Origin of the sequence: Solitalea lacus (assembly GCF_022014595.1) — a bacterium.
In the GTDB taxonomy this organism is placed as follows: domain Bacteria; phylum Bacteroidota; class Bacteroidia; order Sphingobacteriales; family Sphingobacteriaceae; genus Solitalea; species Solitalea lacus.
Map to the genome: position 1 here is coordinate 148,720 of NZ_CP091740.1, position 19,099 is coordinate 167,818.

Here is a 19,099-nt window from a genome sequence, read left to right on the forward strand (position 1 = left end):
CGATAAATACTTCTCATATTATGAGGGGGGGAGTAAGATACTTAACTTTTCTGGTCAAACATCTATATTAACTAGATAAATAGTCATTTCTAGTCAAACATTCTAAATAGCACCTATTAAAATAAATAAATAAAGTGGGTTTTTGCAGCGAAAAACCCACTTTATTAGTGGTCCCTACAGGAATCGAACCTGTACCCTGAGAACCGGAATCTCATATTCTATCCATTAAACTAAAGGACCAATGTGGTAGCCCGGACGGGAATCGAACCCATATCTAAAGTTTAGGAAACTTCTATTCTATCCATTGAACTACCGGGCCAACTCTTAAAAGCTTTCTTATCAAGCATCTTTGAGCGAGGGGCAAATTTAGTACTTTATTCCAAATAATCTCTTTTTATCATTGATTGAACCGGTTATTTCTCAATTGGCATTATAAAACCAAGGCCCTCAGTTCGGTAATCTACTGAGGGCCTTAAAGGTCTGCCATTTAGGAATGTATCTATTAATGACTTAAACCTAATCAGTAATCATTATTAAAATTCAATCTTAAATCCGAATACTGGTATTAATCCTAACTGATATTCCGTTTTTATGTTATTTGCTGCTTTATTATACGTTTGCTCAAAGGGGTTTTGGGTGTTAAACACATTTTGGGCTGCCACTAACCACTCTTGAGAGACTTTTAGCCCATTTATCCTAAGAGAAACTTTAACATCTGTGCGAAAATAATCCTTAAGCTTCCTCGAGTACATCTGATTATCATCATACACTGCGGCATGAGCCTGCTCAGATAATGACATGTTCAATGGGCTATATCGTTTCCCTCCTGCATAGGTAATTTTAACATCCATTGCCAATTTCTTGTTTCCCCTAGCTCCTATTAGTGCTTCATAACCGCCTAAAGCATTAAATATATAGTTCCCATTAAATACGGTGCTCCTCTCTTTTCCATCACTTGGTGTATATAACGAATTATATAATGATGATGTAAACAGAAAATAAACGTTTTTATTGTAGATTTTCTCAAGAGAAAGCTCAACTCCATAATTTCTTCCTGTTCCGGTGTTTTTCAGGCTTTCCTCAAAATCAAACACACCCTTTTCTCCTTGATTTATTAAAGAAAAAGCAGGGAACTTACTGTGCACTGGAATTTGATATAAATGTTGATAATAACTTTCGGCTTTCATCCGCCAATTTCGGCTCAATGACCAATCATAGCCAATAACCATATGTAGGCTTTTGTTAAAATCAAGATTTCGATTAGTCATACGTTCAGTATTGACAATTTTGCGGAAGTACACCATCATTGGCTGCATTTGACTATGAAGTCCCACTCCTAGGCTTAGTGCGCTATTGCTATTTACACCCCATATCACAGAAATTCTGGGCTCGATAGAAAGGTTATTATTCAGGAAAAGTTGTTGCCAATGCCCTCCATAAATAAATGTTAATCGCTCAGTAGGCTTGTGCTTCAATTCTAAAAAAGCCTGCATAAAATAGGTTTGAGCATTAGAGTTATATGTTCTTGCATATGCGACTCCATCGTTTTTATAAAGCTTGTTATTGGCTTTAAAATCAATTCTGCTTGCAACAACTCCTGTTCGTGCGCTCCAGTGGCTATTCCACTTTTTGCTCCAGCTACCCTGCAAGCTTGTCCGCATTTCTTGTGAAGCAAAATATTCGTCATGAAAGGGAACTAAACTAGAGCTCACCGAATCGATCGAGTAATCGGGTCTTTGAATGGTTGAAGATAAACTGAGTCGCATGCAACTGTTGTTCTGAAAGCTTTTTAGGTACACTAAGCCCAGTGCACCCATCTTAAACCCATAATACAAGTCCTCCCCCGAAGTTTGAATTGTTTTATTGCTTCCTGTCTGTGGTTTACTATCTAACATGGACAAATCACTACTCCCCCCTATTCCAAATACAGAAACCGATGAAGTTGAGTTAACTGGAAAATGCAGTTTAAAAGACACATCCTGATACTTAGGAATGGCAGCAACACCAAACTTTAAGCCTAATGAGTTCAATGCATCTAATGTTGAATACCTATAATTAAGTAGAAATGATGATTTGTTTTTCTTACTTATCGGCCCCTCTATCCCTGCTTCTAAGCCTGTAAATCCTACCTGACTTATGAATTCATACTTTTCATCATTCCCATTTCTCATTTTCAAATCAAAAACACTTGATGTAGCATTTCCAAATTCAGCCGAGAATGCACCTGTATAAAAGCTGGAGTTTGCCAGTACATTTGTATTAAGTATACTAATACCCCCGCCATTGGTCACACCTCCTAAATGATTCGGATTAGGAATATCCACGCCATCCAATCTCCAAAGCAAGCCCATTGGCGAATTCCCTCTAACCGAAATATCATTCCTTTTATCTTCAAGCCCCACTACTCCAGGGTTATTGGTTATCATCCGAACTGGATCTCCTAAACTTCCGGCAAACTTGTTCACTTCTTGTACATTAAATTCATGTGAACTGAGTGGAGTAGCCTCACCCATGGATGACATCCGGTTATCCTTTCTCCATTTTTCAGCAGTAACAGTTGTTTCATCTAAGTCAATCACTTTTTGCTCCATTTCAACTTGAAGTACTACTTCTTTGCTCGAATTAACAATAATATCGGGCATTACAACAGATTTATATCCTACAGAACTAACTTTTAAAGTATACCGTCCAAGTGGAACTGCTGAGAATCTGAAGCTTCCGTCAGCAGCTGTTACAGTTGTCAGCTGGGCATTTACTAATTGTACTATTAGATTTGACAAAGGATCTTGCAACTCTTTTCCAACTACTTTCCCCCTAACGCTTTGAGTAAGTTGCTGACCAAGCACATACTGACTAATGAATAGTAAAGTATAAATCAGTAAAACGCGTTTCATATGTTAGCTTTTTTAGGTAGTGAACTATAACATTTCAATGCTAATCACATGAATCAACTCTCCCGCAATAGAGCCTGCAACAGAGTAATAAAGAGCTAAGCAACTATTAAACTGTAGGATTCAGAGAATAGCAATCCAGGGTCATTTATTATTGAGTAATAATTGACCGCGAAACATTCTGGAAATAAGATTGAACAATATGAGATGGTAGGAAAGCCGCTTAATGATCTAGCATTAGTCCTTGTTATTTTTCATTTACAGACCAATGAAAGGTGTTGCGTTTGTACATTAATTATGCATTCGTAAGAACATAATTATAATTAGCCGGCATTTTTTAATAGGAATGACAAAAAAGATGCCGAACCATTAAAATGATTCGGCATCTTCAAATTTGTATTCAAAAACAATACTTTAAAATAGTTACTTATACTAAAACTCAGTAAACTACGTGTTATATTGATGAAAATTTAGGACACTTTACTACCTTCCTTAACCTTGGCAGAAGGATTAATAAAACACAGTTTCCCATCAGCATTTTCGGCCATTAAAATCATGCCTTGCGATTCAATCCCTTTGATCTCTCTTGGGGCCAAATTCACCAAAATACTTACCTGTTGCCCAATAATATTTTCAGGTTCAAAGTGTTCAGCGATACCCGAAACAACTGTACGTTGATCAATACCCGTGTCAATTGTAAGTTTTAACAACTTTTTGGTTTTGGCAACTTTCTCAGCTGTTAAAATAGTTCCTACCCGAATATCCATTTTAGAAAACTCATCAAACGTAATGTTTTCCTTAGCAGGAGTTACTGGTTGTGCAGCTGCCGCATTAGCCGTTTTTGACGCCTCTAACTTTTGCAGTTGTTGTTCAATTACAATATCCTCTACCTTTTCAAACAGTAGTGTAGCTTCTGCAATCTGATGCCCTTCAACCAATAAATCAACACCTCCAGTTTTATCCCAGGCTGTTTCAGTAAGATTAAGCATTGCGGCCAACTTTTTAGCACTAAATGGAATAAACGGTTCAGCCAAAACCGCAAGGTTAGCAGCTATCTGTAAACCAATGTTCATGATCGTCTTAACACGCTCTTCATCAGTTTTAATTAATTTCCATGGTTCTGTATCAGCTAAATACTTATTTCCAAGTCGGGCAAGATTCATAAACTCTTGCAAGGCCTCACGGAAACGATATGCTTCAACAGAAGCGCCGATTTTGGCAGGATAACTTTTCAGCTCTTCAATAACCTCCTTATCAAAATCAGTCAAAGCCCCCAAAGCAGGAACCTTACCACCATAATACTTATGTGTTAATACCGCAACACGGTTAATAAAGTTTCCGAAAATGGCTACCAATTCATTGTTATTGCGCGCTTGGTAATCTTTCCAAGTGAAGTCATTGTCTTTAGTTTCAGGGAATGTTGAACACAACACATAACGCAATACATCCTGCTTGTCTTTAAAGTCAACCAAGTAATCATTTAACCAAACAGCCCAATTGCGAGAGGTTGAAATTTTATTGTTTTCCAAATTCAAGAACTCATTAGCCGGAACATCTTCAGCTAAAGTATAAGTTCCATCAGCCATTAACATAGCAGGGAAAATTAAACAATGAAACACAATATTATCTTTCCCAATAAAGTGAACCAATTTAGTATCTTCAGACTTCCAATGTTCCTCCCAGTCTGTTGCTCCAGATTGCGGTTTACGAACATTCAGGTAATATTCTTCCTTTTTAGCCTCAGGATAACTAGCCTCTTTCGATTTAAACAACTCTTTTGTAGCTGAGATATACCCAATAGGAGCATCAAACCATACATATAACACTTTCCCTTCTGCTCCTTCTACCGGAACAGGTACTCCCCATTCCAAATCACGTGTTACTGCACGTGGTTGCAAGCCTTGAGCCAACCATGATTTACATTGCCCAAACACATTGGGTTTCCAATTCTGGTGGTCTTCCAAAATGTATTTTTCCAATTGTGGTTGATATTTATCCAGCGGTAAGTACCAGTGTTTGGTTGATTTTAAAACCGGAGGCTCACCACTTAAGGTAGATTTTGGATTAACAAGCTCATTAGCATTTAGTGTTGATCCGCAGCTTTCACATTGATCTCCATATGCCTTATCGTAACCGCATTTAGGACAAGAACCCGTAATGTAACGATCTGCCAAAAACTGTTGTGCTTTCTCATCAAAGTACTGCTCAGTTTCTTCCACAATAAACTCACCTTTGTCATAGAGTTTTTTAAAGAAATCTGCAGAGGTCTCATGATGAGTTTGTGAAGAAGTGCGGTGATAGATATCGAAAGAAATACCAAAGTCACGGAATGAATCACCAATAATCTTATGATACTTATCAACTACTTGCTGAGGGGTAACACCTTCAGCTTTCGCCTTAATAGTAATTGGCACTCCATGCTCATCTGATCCGCAAATGAAAACCACTTCTTTCCCCTTTGAACGCAGATAACGTACGTAAATATCCGCTGGCAAATACGCTCCGGCTAAGTGACCAATATGAACAGGACCATTAGTATATGGTAAAGCTGATGTAACCGTATATCTTTTGAATTCTTTCATTCTATAGATTTGAGAAATGAGATTTGAGATTGAGAAAATGTGACATTCCACTTTCTCATAAATTTAAGCGGCAAAGATAATATATCTGGCTCCAAATTAGTAATGAACAAATGGAGAAGAATATCACAGGCCGTAAATAACATCTCAACACTATTTTACATCTTTGCCTCATGAACAAAATTCCACCGTATTTACAACCTGGCGACACTGTTGGCATTTTATGTACAGCCCGTTATGTAAACACTGAACAACTGCAGCCAGCTATTAACCTATTTGAAAGCTGGGGGCTAAAAGTAAAACTAGGAGCTACTGTGGGCCAGGAATGGCATATTTTCGGTGGAAATGATGACTTAAGAGCACAAAACCTTAGCGATTTTTTCAATGATCCTGAAATAAAAGCCATTGTTTGTGCACGGGGAGGCTATGGCACTGTTCGCATGATTGACAAAATAGACTTTTCTGGGCTTGAAAGAACCCCTAAATGGCTGGTTGGCTTTAGCGATGTAACTGTCCTACATTCGCACATTAACAGCATGTTCGAAATCCCGACCCTGCACGCATCCATGCCGGTTGTTATTGATAATAAAACACCAGAAGCTATTGATTCCTTGCGAAAGGCCTTATTTGGAGAAGAAATCAGCTACTCCTTTAAAATTGATTCACCATTTACGCGCAAAGGAAGCGCCGAGGCGGTGGTCGTGGGGGGCAATCTTTCTTTATTGTATGCTATTCAAAATTCAGTTTCTGAGATTGATGTTTATGGCAAGATTTTGTTTATAGAAGAAGTTGAAGAATGGTTATATAATATTGATCGTATGTTTTGGAACCTAAAGCGATCGGGCAAATTACAACATTTGGCAGGATTAATTATTGGCGGATTTACTCAACTACAGGATAATGAAATTCCGTTTGGGATGAGCTATGAAGAAATTGTATGGGAGAAAGTAAAAGATTATGATTATCCGGTTTGTTTCGGTTTTCCTGCAGGGCACTTTGCAGACAATCGCGCCATTAAATTGGGTGAAAAGGCAATACTAAGGGTTGGAGAACACGTAAGCTTTATGCAAAGAGCATAAAGAGGCTGTCTCCTACATTTGACAATGCAAACACAGGAGACAGCCTCCTTGCTTTATAAGAAACTCTTAATGATCATCTTCCGAGAAACGAGTTCTTGCATAGCCGGAGAGAATGTAAATAGTTCCCGGATCATCAGAGAACTCTGCCTTAAAATAAATTGAATCTGTTTGCTTTCCGGTAACCGGTCCCTTTGTTCCTCCCTTTATTATCTTTCCTTCAGTAATTGTAAAAGTGATTGGGACACTCGGAAAACCAGGGCGAGGTCTTGTAACAAAAGCAGGATCATCGCTAGATATATTAGCTCCAGAAAATGTTAGATCACTTATATTAATATTTACTTTTCCTTTCATTGCAGAACCATTAAACGACCAAAAAGTCCCCTGATCATCGAGCCACATTTCAGATGAACTATTAGCCGATGTATTATAGGTTGCAAAATGAAAATAAACCCCCGGCAATCCATCCCATTGCACCCACCACTCTCCAGCCATGTTTTCTGTTGCAGTGCCTCCCGGATCAGGATTATCCCGCTCACAAGAGCTAAATAGCATTGTGATCATGATCACAAGTAGCACTTTATTATATAATAACTTAAATGTTTTCATTTTTCTGTGGATTAAATTTTAGTAAATGTTCTAGGTGCGGTTCCATAGCCCGGATTAACAATAACCCATGTGTAATTTGCAGGTGTTGCATTCATGTTGGAGGTTTCATCCGCAGAGCTGGTTGGGGATCCATCACTGGCGGCTTGCGGAGGAATCTCCACATTAAACCCTGTTGTGTTCCAAGCAACAACTGTTAAATTGGTTCCGGGAGCTCCTCCTGGATTAAATACAGTATAAACACCTGGTGCAATCTTTGTCCAAACAGCTACAGATGCATTGGTTGACCTTGCATAACGTCCAGAAAAATCATTATTAATAGCACTGGCATCAACTGTGGCCACAACAACAGTTCTGTTTATTGAAGCTGAAAATCCATCACTATTTACAGCTGTATAAGTAAGCGTGTAAACTCCAGGTTTTGAAGGGTCAACCGTTCCTGAAACAGTGACAGGCACATCTTGACCTCCCTCCGTAGCAGTTGCCCCGGGATCAGTAAAGGTTCCTCCGTTAACCAGAGCCACGTACCTATCTCCGTTTAATGTAAGAATCGGATATGAAGTTACCTTAGAGCTGCCAACATATCCTTCCGGATAGTTTGTATCGTATTCCTTACATGAAGAGACACAAATGCAAGCAATAAATACGATTAAGTTTATATATCTTTTCATAATATACCAAATTATTTAGCCCACCATACGTTAGTTGTAATAGGAACCTCAGCAGGTGTATTGACATTACGCGTTTGTTCATAATCAGGAAAAACGAAACGCTTAGGAAACCTGCCTTGAGTAAACCCATTTTTAGCATATACCCACTGTCCGGGAATATAGTCTTCATTAAGGCCTGTTCCTCCTCCAGGAATTGCTGAATAAACTGGACTAATTTTTGGGTACCCTGTCCTGTTCTGTTCAAAAAATGCCTCCAGTGCATGGGATCCTGGGAAGGAAGCCCATTTTTGCACTATAATAGCCTCTAATTTCTGCTCAAAATTACCTGTAGGATACACATAAGGCCCTGTAGTGATAAAATTACCTGGAGAAAGACCAAACTGCGCGAATGCCGCGGTTACTCCTGCATCATATTTTCCTTTGGCGCCGGCTCCTCCAAAGTAACGTTCGAGAGCCTCGGCTTGCATAAAGTTTGATTCGGCGAGTGAAATAAACCATACCGGATCGGTGGCAGCTTGACGGAATACAGTAGCATTGTTATAGCTTGGTTGCTGCTGTTGGGTAGCGTTAAAGTCACCTTGATGAATCCCAATGGGACTCATTGTGCCGAAGTAAGAAAGCGAACGAGGATCGTTATTTAAAATTAACCAACTTGCAAATGTCATACTTGCTCTTATATTGGTGGTTGTATTTAACCTTCGGATGTTATATTCATAAAATGGATTACTTCTATCCGGTTGATTAACGAAAGCCGTTACTCCTGCACTTTCAGCAAGGAAGTTACCTCCTGTCTGGTACAAGGCTCTGATGCCTGCTTCAGCCTCGGCAGGTTTAGCGTTTACCATGCGTAAATACATTTTTAATTTTAGCGTATTGGCAAACTGTTCCCATTTATTCATGTTCCCGTGGAAAATAAAATCTGTACTTTGTTGACTGGCATCTAAAGGGTGGCTTTTATAATCCTGCGATAGTGCGTCGTCAATTTCGGCTAATAGGGCTTTGTAAATAGTGTAACCATCTTCAAACTTAGGCTGCAAATTACCCGCTCCTTGGAAAGATTCTGAAAAAGGTACCTGGTCAAACAAGTCGACTAATACCTGATAGGTATAGGCCTTCATTACCACAGCCATTAAATTATAGCGCCAGTCTTGCCGCTCACGTGCCTTTTGTATGGCCAAATGGTAGTCGGCCAGAGCTCCAGCCATTAATTCTTCATAAGGAAGATTAACTTCCTCATTTATACGGGTTAGGTTATATGAATCAATTTCTTTGTATTGATTAGAGAACGCTGACTGAGCCCAATACTGTGACCAGATGCCACCAACAATGGTTAATTGCCCCCCTATCATTCCGGCACTCGACATTACAGCAGCCGGGAAAAGCACCTCCGGAGTAGCCTGATCTATACTCGGGTTGTTGGGATCTTCATTAACGTCGAGTATACTGTCGCAACTCACCAGAAAGAAAGTGGCTACAGCAACAAGTAGATACTTATAATTGACAATTATACTTTTCATGGTTTTTCATATTAAAGTTAGAACGACACTTTTAAGGAAGCACCAAACGTGCGGGTTGATGGACCGGTTCTAAACTCGCCAAATTCACTGGTTAAATCATTTCCAAAGTTCGACACCTCAGGGTCAATTGTCCTGTTTTCTTCCGGCAACCACATCCAAAGATTGCGACCAAATACCGAAATAGAAGCGCCGGAAGCTTTAATTGACCCCAACCATTTAGCAGGAAGTTGATACGAAAGTGTTACCTCACGTAGTTTAATAAAAGACCTGTCAAAAATACGGCTGTAATACGCCAATGCCTTATTACTGGTATGGTAGTAATAATCATCCACGTTATTTTCCGTTATAGGAGTTGTGTTTTCGACATAACTGAATGTTCCGTTACCATTATCTATTTCATTAACAGAATTAGGAATTATAAACGGCTTGCGTTCATTATAAGTGGTATGATAGGCATTCCCCGTAAAAGTTAACAAATCGGCAGTTCCTGAGTAAAACACGCCTCCTTTACGCCAATCAAACACAAAGCCCAAAGTGAAGCCTTTATAAGATAGACTATTGGTTAATCCCATGGTAAAATCACGTTGGGTGGTACCAAACTCACCATCGGTTTGATTAGGTACAGCATAACCGTTATCAGCGTTTACAATAATCCGCCCCTCAGGATCCAGCTTTGGAACTGAGGCAGTAATTACACCTAATGGTTTACCCACTTTTGCTAACAACTTGGCATCATATGCATCCTCCAGCTCAATTTGGGTTAATCCTTCAGGCAATTCTAACACTTCATTCCGGTTCTGAGCAAATGTATAGCCTATATCCCAATTAAAGTCCTTAGTTCTCACCGGTGTACCATTTACGGCCAATTCTATACCGCGATTTCTCAACTTACCGAAGTTTACAATCCTTAACTTATAGCCTGAAGAAGGAGACGCATCAATTGGCAGAATTTGATCCTTACTAACTTTGTTGTAATAAGTAAAATCAAACCCTAAGCGATTATCTAAAAATTTCATTTCGGCTCCCAACTCTGTTTCTGTGCTAATTTCAGGTTTCAGTTGGGGGTTTCGTAAGGTGTTGTCAATGCTAAAACCTGGAACACCTGCAATTGGAAATGTAATAAGGGTCCCTCCTCCACGAACAGGAATATTTGCTGATCGCAAAATATTATTTATCGAATAAGGAGCTGCATCATTACCTGTTTGACCCCAACTGGCTCGTATTTTAAGGAAATTGATATTAGTCTTTGATAAATCCGTCATATCTGACACCACCAATGCTCCGCTTATGCTTGGGTAGAAAAAGCTGTTGTCGCCTTCGGGTAAGGTAGAACTCCAGTCATTTCGGGCACTAAGGGTTAAATATGCAAAGTTCTTATAAGCCAAAGTTGCTGATCCATACAAACCTATTAAACGTCGGTGGCTTTCGCGTTCTGTACTTACCGGAGGGTTTAAGGAGTTGGAAACATCATAAAAATTCGGAATGGTAAGGTTTTCAACGGAAGTATATAAAGTTCTGAATCCTCTGTCATTATAGGCCAGACCGACCAATCCACTAATGCCCAAATCAGTATTAATGGCCCTTTCAAAATTGGCATGCAGTTTAGAATCATATTCAAAATATTTTTCTGACCCTTCCATCACATTACCCACGTCGGCTTGACGCTGTGCACCTTCCGGATTGGCCCCATCATTCCAGCTTCCTGGTGATGGCGCATTTTTAGCATGCCAAATTTTATTGGTAGCATTTGTAATATCGGCTCCTTGTTGAAACATTAAACTAAGCCAGTTGGTGGCTTGGTATTCGAGTTTAATATCCCCATAAATCCTATTGCTTTTAAAGTTGGAACTGTTTTCGGCTAAAGGATAATAAGGGTTCTCTGCAAATGGAGTAAAATAGTTATCTACATTCATGTAGGTATTCTTATAATCCTGTAACTCTTCAATAGGTATATCTACAGGAATTTGCAGAATTTCTTCATAGAAACTACCTCCTATACCTCCTTGAGACTGACCTATTTCAACAAACTTTTGGTTCTTACCCACATAATTAAAGCCTGCACCAGCTTTAAATTTTTTAAATTTGGTTGAACCGTTCAATGAAAAATTATTCCGTTTGTACGAATCGTTATCACCGGGTAACATGCCATTACTGGCTATGTTACCATAAGAAAGATAAAAAGTAGCATTTTCCCCTCCACCTGATAATGAAATTGTGTTATTAAATTCTCCTCCAGTATCAAATGCATTTCTAAAGTTGTCTTCAACAAAAGAGAAAGGTTTAATCATTTGGGTATTATCTACTACGGCTCCCCAAGGGCGAACAACTCCATCCATGGTAGGTCCCCAGCTTCCGTTTTCAGAAACGATGAATGTACCATCCCATCCTTGTCCGTAATTCTTTTGCACTGCCGGAACATAAGATATTTGTGTAAATGAAGCGGCAGAAGTAAAATCAACTTTAAGGGCTCCGGATTTGCCTTTTTTGGTGGTAATAACAACAACTCCATTAGCCCCCCTTGAACCATACAGCGACGATGCTGCTGTACCTTTAAGGATATTTACACTCTCAATATCATTAGGGTTGATGTCATTCATTCCGTTTCCGAAATCATAGTTTTGCGTCAATGTTGTGGAAGTTCCACCCGCACGGGTATTATTGACAGGAACACCATCAATAACAAACAAGGGCTGGTTGTTCCCAGTAATGGAAGAAAAACCCCTTAACACCACCTTGCTTGAACCTCCTGGGGCTCCCCCGGTAGAAGAAATATCAACGCCTGCCACTTTTCCCTGCAAACCACTCATAACGTTTACCGGAGCAGCCTTGTTAATTTCTTCAGAGGAAACCTTAGTAGCTGAATAGCCCAATGATTTCTTTTCTCGACCGACGCCCAAAGCAGTTACCACTACCTCTCCTAACTGCTTAGAATCTTGTTCCATAGCAATATTATACACACTTCCCGATCCTAACGTTACTTCTCTCGTTCTGTAACCGATGTAAGAAAACTGGATTGTTTTTGTTGCGGTAGGTATTGATAGTGAAAATTTACCATCAATGTTTGTTTGAGTTCCAAGTGTTGTGCCTTTAACTATTACACTTGCGCCGGGGATGGGTTGCCCATCAAGTTTGTCCGTAACCGTACCGGTGATAGTACGGTTTTGCGCCACACTAACTATGGAATACATCAATAGCCAGGCGACTAAGAGTAGACTTTTCTTCATAAGAGTATAATTTAGATATACCCAATTTAATAAAAAAAAATCTCTTATTTATTCAAATTGTTACAGCATTATTATTTATTCTTATTTTATTTAAGTAGAATTTGTTGGTTGAACAATAAAATCGCCTTTCCGTATCTTTTTAACTCATTTTCATAACTTAGAATGTAATCACTGCAAGTTTTCAACCTCAAAAAAGTTACATTAACTCCTCTCATTTACAATAAGTTAAGAATAGAATGATTGATGTGAGTTATATAAAGTAAACGAAAGATGTTTTCATCCATCAAGAATACTTCCTTTTAGAGGATGCTCGGGGATTGAGCTTCCGTTTATTTGTCAGCGATTGTACTAATCATTGTCCTACTTAGCAACTAATAGTAGATTTTTCTTCATTAAAATCGCTATTCCAGCTTTATAAATAGAATGAGGTTAAACATCTGCAGCATTCAAAAACAGTACTTCGTGATACATAAAAAAGTCCTTGCCAATATAAAACTGACAAGGACTGCTTTGATCTTTTAAAAATTGTCATCCAATTTCTGGACGCTTCATTGTTCAAATATCCTATTAATATTTAGGCTCATCGGCAGGATATCCACTACGCTGATGACCTGATAAGATATACGTTTTACCTGGGAAATTAGAGTATTGAACTTCCATGTAAATACTATCTACAGTATTCCCAGCAAATGACTTACCTTGACCTGATAAAACTTTTGCCTTAAGTATAGTTATAGTATTTGTGGCTCCAGACACTATGTTTTTACCCGCTGCAATACTGAACCCCATTGTTTCAGGAGTTGCAATAGTTTTTACTTTCGCTGCTTTTGTTGCAAAAGTTGTAGGGTAAGACAATTTATCGGCAGGGTTTGTATAACTGATATTGATTGTTTGAATCCATAAGGAATCACTCTTACTTACATCATTAAAAGTCATAAGCTTAGCATATGGCTTAACGCCAGTTAATGCATTAGCTCCGGCATCATCACGTAAGGTAACAAACCACTCGCCTGCTAGTTTACCTGCTGGAGATATGTACTCAAATGCATCACTCTCAGCTTTTTCACAAGAAGTGATGGCTACTGCGGCTGAAAGCAACAGGGCCATATTTATTATTGACTTAAATTTCTTCAACATTTTTTTGTCTCCTAATATTATTTAACATCCCACCATACTTTGGTTGTAACCGGAACCATTGCCGGTACATTAGGGTTACGCTGACGATCACGGTCAGAGAATACCAAACGTTTAGCAAATAGTCCTTGTGTTACACCTTCTTTAGGATACACGAATTGTCCCGGTACATAAGCAGCGTTATCTGAATAAACTGTACTTGTTTTAGGGTAACCGGTACGATTTTTTTCAAAGAAAGCTTCAATAGCATGAGAACCCGGCATTGACGCCCATTTCTGAGTAATGATAGCTTCCAATTTCTGCTCAAAAGTACCAGCAGTAGGATATTCATACTTACCACCTGCAACAATAAAGCTTGATCCATCAAGGTTATACTGTGCAAATGCTGCTTTCACACCATTATCATATGCTTGTTTCGCTTTTATATCTCCAGGAGTTAAACGCTCAATCGCTTCAGCTTGTAGGAAATATGACTCTGCAGCTGAGATGAAATGAACCGGAGCCAATGGTGTAGTGTAAGCAATTGAAATGGCATTTCTTATTGCAGTGCTCTGAAGGTTGTTAAAATCACCTTGATTCAATGAAGAATAGGTTGTAATTGCTGGAGCTCCAGCAGCTGCAGTTCCAAACTTATAAACACTAGCGATACGAGGATCATTATTTGCTTTCAACCAAGACATGAATGTAGTACTTGCACGCAAGTTGGTAGTAGTATTCAAACGACGATTGTTATACTCAAACAAAGGATTTGACTTATCTGGAGCATCCTGGAAATTTGAGGCCCCCATTGCAGCATCGCTTGTTAGGAAAGCAACACCGTCAGCGTATAACTTAGCGATTCCGGCTTGTGCTTCAGCAGGTTTAGCATTGATCATGCGCAAATACATCTTAAGTTTTAATGTCTTTGCAAAAGCTTTCCATTTATCAACACTACCACTAAATACAATATCACGCACTCCAGGAGTAGAGTTTGTTGCTGCTGTGAAATCTTTTGATAACGCATTATCCAATTCAGCAATCAAACCTGCATAAACTTTATCCCCGTCATCATACTTAGGTGTTAAGTTATCCAACCCTTTAAATGCTTCTGAATATGGAACTTTATCATAAAGGTCAACCATTACCTGCAAAGTGTAGGCTTTCATTACCGTAGCAGCTAAATAATAAAACCAGTCGCCCGTAGCTTCAGATTTATTAATAACGAATTGATAATCATTCAATGCACCAGAATATACTTCATCAAAAGAAGGATTCAAGCTTGACGCAGTTAAGTTGAATGAATCGATATCTTTAAACTGATTCGCTACAGCACTTTGAGTCCAATATTGACTCCAAATACCACCCACGATAGCATATTGAGCTCCCACAGTTCCTGCTGTAGAAGCAACTGCAGCCGGGAACACTGAAACAGGTTGTCCTTGACTAACTTCTGGATTACTAGGATCCTTATTTACATCCAGAAAATCCTGGCAAGAAGTTGTAGAAAGCAATACTGCTGTCGACAACAATAAGGTTGATTTATATAAAAATCTTTTCTTCATGTTTATCTAAATTAAAAACCAACTTTTAATGACACACCAAACGAACGTACGCTTGGTCCACCTCCAAACTCACCAAATTCACCCGCTAAGTCATTGCTAAAGGTCGAAACCTCTGGATCAATGAATGAGTTTTCCTTTGGAACCCATACAAATAAATTACGTCCAAATACAGAAAGAGAAGCATTATCAGCTTTAATTGCACCTACTAATGATTTAGGGAATTGGTAGCTTAATGTGATATCACGCATTTTGATAAATGATTTATCAATTACCTGCTCTCTTGACATGCTGTTATTATTAGTTTGGTTAAAGTAGTCACCAATATTTGCCATATTAACCGCAGTAGTGTTTTCTACGTAACCGCTAACTTTACCATCTGCCCCGATCACTTCATTTACCGAGTTTGGAACCAAGAACGGACGACGGTCATTAAACGTTGTACGTACTGAGTTTCCTACGAAATCATTCAAACGAGACGTGTAAGAGTACATTAAACCTCCTTTACGGAAATCGAATGAAAATCCAAGTGCCCAGTTATCATAAGTAAATCTGTTAACCAAGCCCATAGAGAATTTACGGTTGATATCGCCGTAAGCCACTTTATCTTGAGCAACCAAAGGAAGACCTGTAGTTGGATTAACAATTACTTGACCTTTATCATTGGTTTTAGCTGCATGACCTTTAATTACACCCAACGGTTGACCTACAATCGCAACCATATCAACACCGTAAGCAGTATTCAACACAACCTCTTTTAAGCTATTAGGCAATTCTAAAACCTTATTGTTGTTTTTTGAATAAGTGTAAGTTGCATCCCAAGTAAAGTGTTGACCTTTGATCGGCGTAATATTCAATGCAACCTCTATACCTTTATTTTGAATTTTACCGAAGTTGGTGATTCTTGAAGTATAACCACTTCCTGCAGAAATAGGAACAGCAAGGATTTGATCTTTTGTAGTCTTATCGTAGTATGCAAGATCCACTCCTAGGCGATTATTGATGAAACGTAAATCAGCTCCTAATTCAATTTCTGTTGTTAATTCCGGACGTAAAGTAGGATTGCCAATTACATTGCTAACTTCAAATGAACCAACACCGTTCATAGGGAAGGTCAATTGACCAAAACCTAATGCCGCACTACCAGCAGTCAAATAATTGCTGATTGAATAAGGTCCAGCGTCATTACCGGTTTTACCAATACTTGCACGAACTTTTGCAAATGAAAGTGCAGGTCCTTGCAAACTCTTAAATGCATCAGTAATTACAAAACCTAAGTTTGCACCAGGATAAAAGAATGAGTTATTGTCTTTTGGTAATGTTGATGACCAATCGTTACGGGCATTAATTGTCAAATACAAATAATCCTTAAATGACAAGTTAGCCTGAGCATATGCACCTACCATACGACGTTTAGAATAAAACGATGTAGCTGCTGGAGCATTGGCCGAGTTCGAAAGATCATAGAAACCGTCAAGAATCAAGCCTTCGATACGGGTATTAACCACACGAGCATCACGCTGATTCACGTTGAAACCCACTAAACCATTAAGAGAGAAGTTTGTGCTTAATTTTTGATCAAAGTTCAACATCAAGTCTGTGTTGATTTCTTTACGATAATCATTGTTCTCCTGAACTCCCCCAACAAAAGGTTTTTTACTTGCATTAGCAGACCCTACCTTTGGAGCAGCCACCGCTTGCCAGTCCTTCAACTTAGAATTGGTAACATCTAAACCTAACTTCCAGGTAGCTGATAACCAGTTAGCAAATTTGTAATCTAAACCCGTATTTCCATAAAAACGTTCTGAAGAGAAATCATTACCATTTTCATTAATGGTGAAATATGGGTTTTGAGCATATGGAGTAAAGTAGCTATTCACATCATTATAAGGGTTAGTGTAATCCTTAATTGAATTGATGTTTATGTCTACCGGAATTTGGATCAACTCCTGGAACAAAGTAGCACCAGTATTTGTTCCCTGACCGGTACTTACTGCTTTAGCTCCACGGTTAACGTAGTTTAATGATGCAGTAGCCTTTAATCCTCCCAACATGGTTGATCCTCTTAAAGCAACTGTATTGCGATTATATGAATCAACATCTGTTGGAATAATACCGTCGCTGCCAATATTACCATATGACAGGTAAAAAGAGTTTTTCTCAGTTCCACCACTAATTGCAATTGAGTTATTTAGCTCATGACCAGTAGTATAAAAATCTCTAAAACGATTTGTGTTTGCTGAGAAAGGTTTGCTTAAACGAACTCCTCCTACGGTATTTCCCCAAGGACGATTTAATCCATCCAATTTAGGCCCCCAAGAACCGTTTTCTTGGCTATCGAATGAACCATCCCAGCCTTGTCCATATAGAGATTGCAGGGTAGGAGTAAATAATACATCAGTGAAGGTTGATGAGGACGTAAAGTCAACTTTGGTTTTACCAGCTTTACCACTTTTAGTAGTAATAATGATTACACCAGACGCTGCACGTGAACCATAAAGTGAAGTTGCAGCTGCCCCTTTAAGAATTGACATTGATTCAATATCATTAGGGTTGATATCATTAGAGCCGTTACCAAAGTCAGTTGTACGTGAAACAGAAGTGCTGGTAGAAGAGCCCGCAGCAACGCCCAAAGCACTCGATGAAGCGCTGTTATTAATAGGAACACCGTCAACAACATAAAGAGGCTGATTATTGCCGGTTAATGAGGCATAGCCACGAAGCACAACTTTTGATGAAGCTCCAGGCGCACCAGACTGTGATGAAATTTCAGCACCAGCAACTTTGCCTTGCAGTCCATCCATCATACTCACAGGAGCTGCTTTGGTTAACTCCTCCTTTGAAATGGAGTTTGCCGAATAACCTAAGGCTTTCTTATCACGAGAAATACCTAAAGCCGTTACAACAACTTCTCCTAATTGTTTAGAATCTTGCTCAAGAGACACGTTAACAGTGGTACTTGCACCAACAGTAACCTCTTTTGTAGTGTAACCAACAAATTTGAATACCAAAGTACTTCCTTGTGGAATTGCAATAGAGTACTTACCTTCAATATTGGTCTGTGCACCAATAGAGCTTCCTTTTACAAGGATGCTCGCTCCGGGGATTGGGCCCCCGTCTGTTTTGTCAGTAACCGTACCGGTAATTGTACGATTCTGTGCCACGGCCGCATTTGCTACAAGTAGCAATACTGCCATGAAATAGAGTAACCTTTTCTTCATAATTTAAATTTTAAGGCCACTAAACTATCTGTAACTTTTAAAGATTCAAAATCAATTGAGACAAATTTGTTACAATTGAAATATAGCTAAAAAACCAAATATTATTTTACACCAGCTCTATCAAACAGCAATAAAACCAACATAAATAGGTTTTTATCTCATATTCAAAATGAAATTTATATATGTATAAACATCAAATAATGATTTTTCATGTCTAATTTGTTACCAACAAAAACGGATTGTATCTTTTTTTTTACAATAAACGCTTGCTTTTTATAAATAAACATTACTTAAAAGAATATTTATTTCTATTTAGGAAAAAATACTGAATTTGATTTTTGTAAAAGGATGGTAAAATTGGTTGTTAGTGTACAATTAGGTGCGAAAAATTAGCGTACCAAGCATTGTCGACTCCTAATTTTGAGAAATAAGTGAAAATATTTGAACTTACTGACAACTTTCTCCAGAATATTGAGCTCTCAAAAACCTAATTCCTCCACTTTAATTTTAAAACAAGCGAAACAACCAGCCTTACTCCAGGTGGTATTAATAATGGACTTTTGTAGGATCTGAAAATACTTTCATCTATTACCGAAGCAGCATATTCATTAAAAACAAAAATAGTCCTTGCCAATATAAACT

Annotated in this window: 10 protein-coding genes and 2 tRNA genes; 1 reads left to right on the forward strand and 11 read right to left on the reverse strand. The window is 38.6% G+C overall.

The window, feature by feature from the left end; translation table 11 throughout:
• Positions 1–168: 168 nt before the first annotated feature.
• From L2B55_RS00615 to metG, 4 genes are all read right to left on the reverse strand, one after another.
• A tRNA-Arg gene (locus L2B55_RS00615) sits at positions 169–240 on the reverse strand.
• Positions 241–244: 4 nt separating this feature from the next.
• Positions 245–319: transfer RNA gene (locus L2B55_RS00620), tRNA-Arg, on the reverse strand.
• 214 nt (positions 320–533) lie between these two features.
• Entirely contained in the window at positions 534–2,894 is a 2,361-nt protein-coding gene (locus tag L2B55_RS00625) for a TonB-dependent receptor (protein ID WP_237848341.1), read from the reverse strand.
• Between the two features lie 467 nt (positions 2,895–3,361).
• Positions 3,362–5,473 (reverse strand): methionine--tRNA ligase, encoded by a 2,112-nt coding sequence (metG, locus tag L2B55_RS00630; protein ID WP_237848342.1) that lies wholly within the window; start codon positions 5,471–5,473, stop codon positions 3,362–3,364.
• A 170-nt stretch (positions 5,474–5,643) separates the two neighbouring features.
• Between metG and L2B55_RS00635 the strand changes: the two genes are divergently transcribed.
• The gene (locus tag L2B55_RS00635) at positions 5,644–6,549 is read left to right on the forward strand and encodes a S66 peptidase family protein (protein WP_237848343.1); all 906 of its coding nucleotides are present in this window, start codon (positions 5,644–5,646) and stop codon (positions 6,547–6,549) included.
• A gap of 66 nt (positions 6,550–6,615) precedes the next feature.
• Here the strand turns inward: L2B55_RS00635 and L2B55_RS00640 are convergent, their stop codons facing one another.
• The 7 genes from L2B55_RS00640 to L2B55_RS00670 form a co-directional block, all read right to left on the reverse strand.
• Positions 6,616–7,155, reverse strand: coding sequence for a lipid-binding protein (locus L2B55_RS00640; protein WP_237848344.1), 540 nt, complete (start codon positions 7,153–7,155; stop codon positions 6,616–6,618).
• Positions 7,156–7,166: 11 nt separating this feature from the next.
• The gene (locus L2B55_RS00645; protein WP_237848345.1) at positions 7,167–7,823 is read right to left on the reverse strand and encodes a DUF5011 domain-containing protein; all 657 of its coding nucleotides are present in this window, start codon (positions 7,821–7,823) and stop codon (positions 7,167–7,169) included.
• 11 nt (positions 7,824–7,834) lie between these two features.
• Positions 7,835–9,340, reverse strand: a complete 1,506-nt coding sequence (locus L2B55_RS00650; RefSeq protein WP_237848346.1) for a SusD/RagB family nutrient-binding outer membrane lipoprotein — start codon at positions 9,338–9,340, stop codon at positions 7,835–7,837.
• Positions 9,341–9,357: 17 nt separating this feature from the next.
• On the reverse strand, positions 9,358–12,564 hold the full coding sequence (locus L2B55_RS00655) for a SusC/RagA family TonB-linked outer membrane protein (RefSeq protein WP_237848347.1): 3,207 nt from the start codon (positions 12,562–12,564) through the stop codon (positions 9,358–9,360).
• Between the two features lie 567 nt (positions 12,565–13,131).
• Positions 13,132–13,701 (reverse strand): lipid-binding protein, encoded by a 570-nt coding sequence (locus L2B55_RS00660; RefSeq protein WP_237848348.1) that lies wholly within the window; start codon positions 13,699–13,701, stop codon positions 13,132–13,134.
• Between the two features lie 17 nt (positions 13,702–13,718).
• Positions 13,719–15,239, reverse strand: coding sequence for a SusD/RagB family nutrient-binding outer membrane lipoprotein (locus L2B55_RS00665; RefSeq protein WP_237848349.1), 1,521 nt, complete (start codon positions 15,237–15,239; stop codon positions 13,719–13,721).
• Between the two features lie 11 nt (positions 15,240–15,250).
• Positions 15,251–18,457 carry a SusC/RagA family TonB-linked outer membrane protein gene (locus L2B55_RS00670; RefSeq protein ID WP_237848350.1) on the reverse strand — a complete coding sequence of 1,069 codons (3,207 nt, stop codon included), beginning with the start codon at positions 18,455–18,457 and terminating at the stop codon, positions 15,251–15,253.
• Positions 18,458–19,099: the final 642 nt, after the last annotated feature.

Bases quoted from the DNA above. Each gene is read 5' to 3' on its own strand.
- L2B55_RS00660 (WP_237848348.1), bottom strand. From the start codon at position 13,701: ATGTTGAAGAAATTTAAGTCAATAATAAATATGGCCCTGTTGCTTTCA.
- L2B55_RS00625 (WP_237848341.1), bottom strand. From the start codon at position 2,894: ATGAAACGCGTTTTACTGATTTATACTTTACTATTCATTAGTCAGTAT.
- L2B55_RS00650 (WP_237848346.1), bottom strand. From the start codon at position 9,340: ATGAAAAGTATAATTGTCAATTATAAGTATCTACTTGTTGCTGTAGCC.
- L2B55_RS00635 (WP_237848343.1), top strand. From the start codon at position 5,644: ATGAACAAAATTCCACCGTATTTACAACCTGGCGACACTGTTGGCATT.
- L2B55_RS00665 (WP_237848349.1), bottom strand. From the start codon at position 15,239: ATGAAGAAAAGATTTTTATATAAATCAACCTTATTGTTGTCGACAGCA.
- L2B55_RS00640 (WP_237848344.1), bottom strand. From the start codon at position 7,155: ATGAAAACATTTAAGTTATTATATAATAAAGTGCTACTTGTGATCATG.
- metG (WP_237848342.1), bottom strand. From the start codon at position 5,473: ATGAAAGAATTCAAAAGATATACGGTTACATCAGCTTTACCATATACT.
- L2B55_RS00655 (WP_237848347.1), bottom strand. From the start codon at position 12,564: ATGAAGAAAAGTCTACTCTTAGTCGCCTGGCTATTGATGTATTCCATA.
- L2B55_RS00645 (WP_237848345.1), bottom strand. From the start codon at position 7,823: ATGAAAAGATATATAAACTTAATCGTATTTATTGCTTGCATTTGTGTC.
- L2B55_RS00670 (WP_237848350.1), bottom strand. From the start codon at position 18,457: ATGAAGAAAAGGTTACTCTATTTCATGGCAGTATTGCTACTTGTAGCA.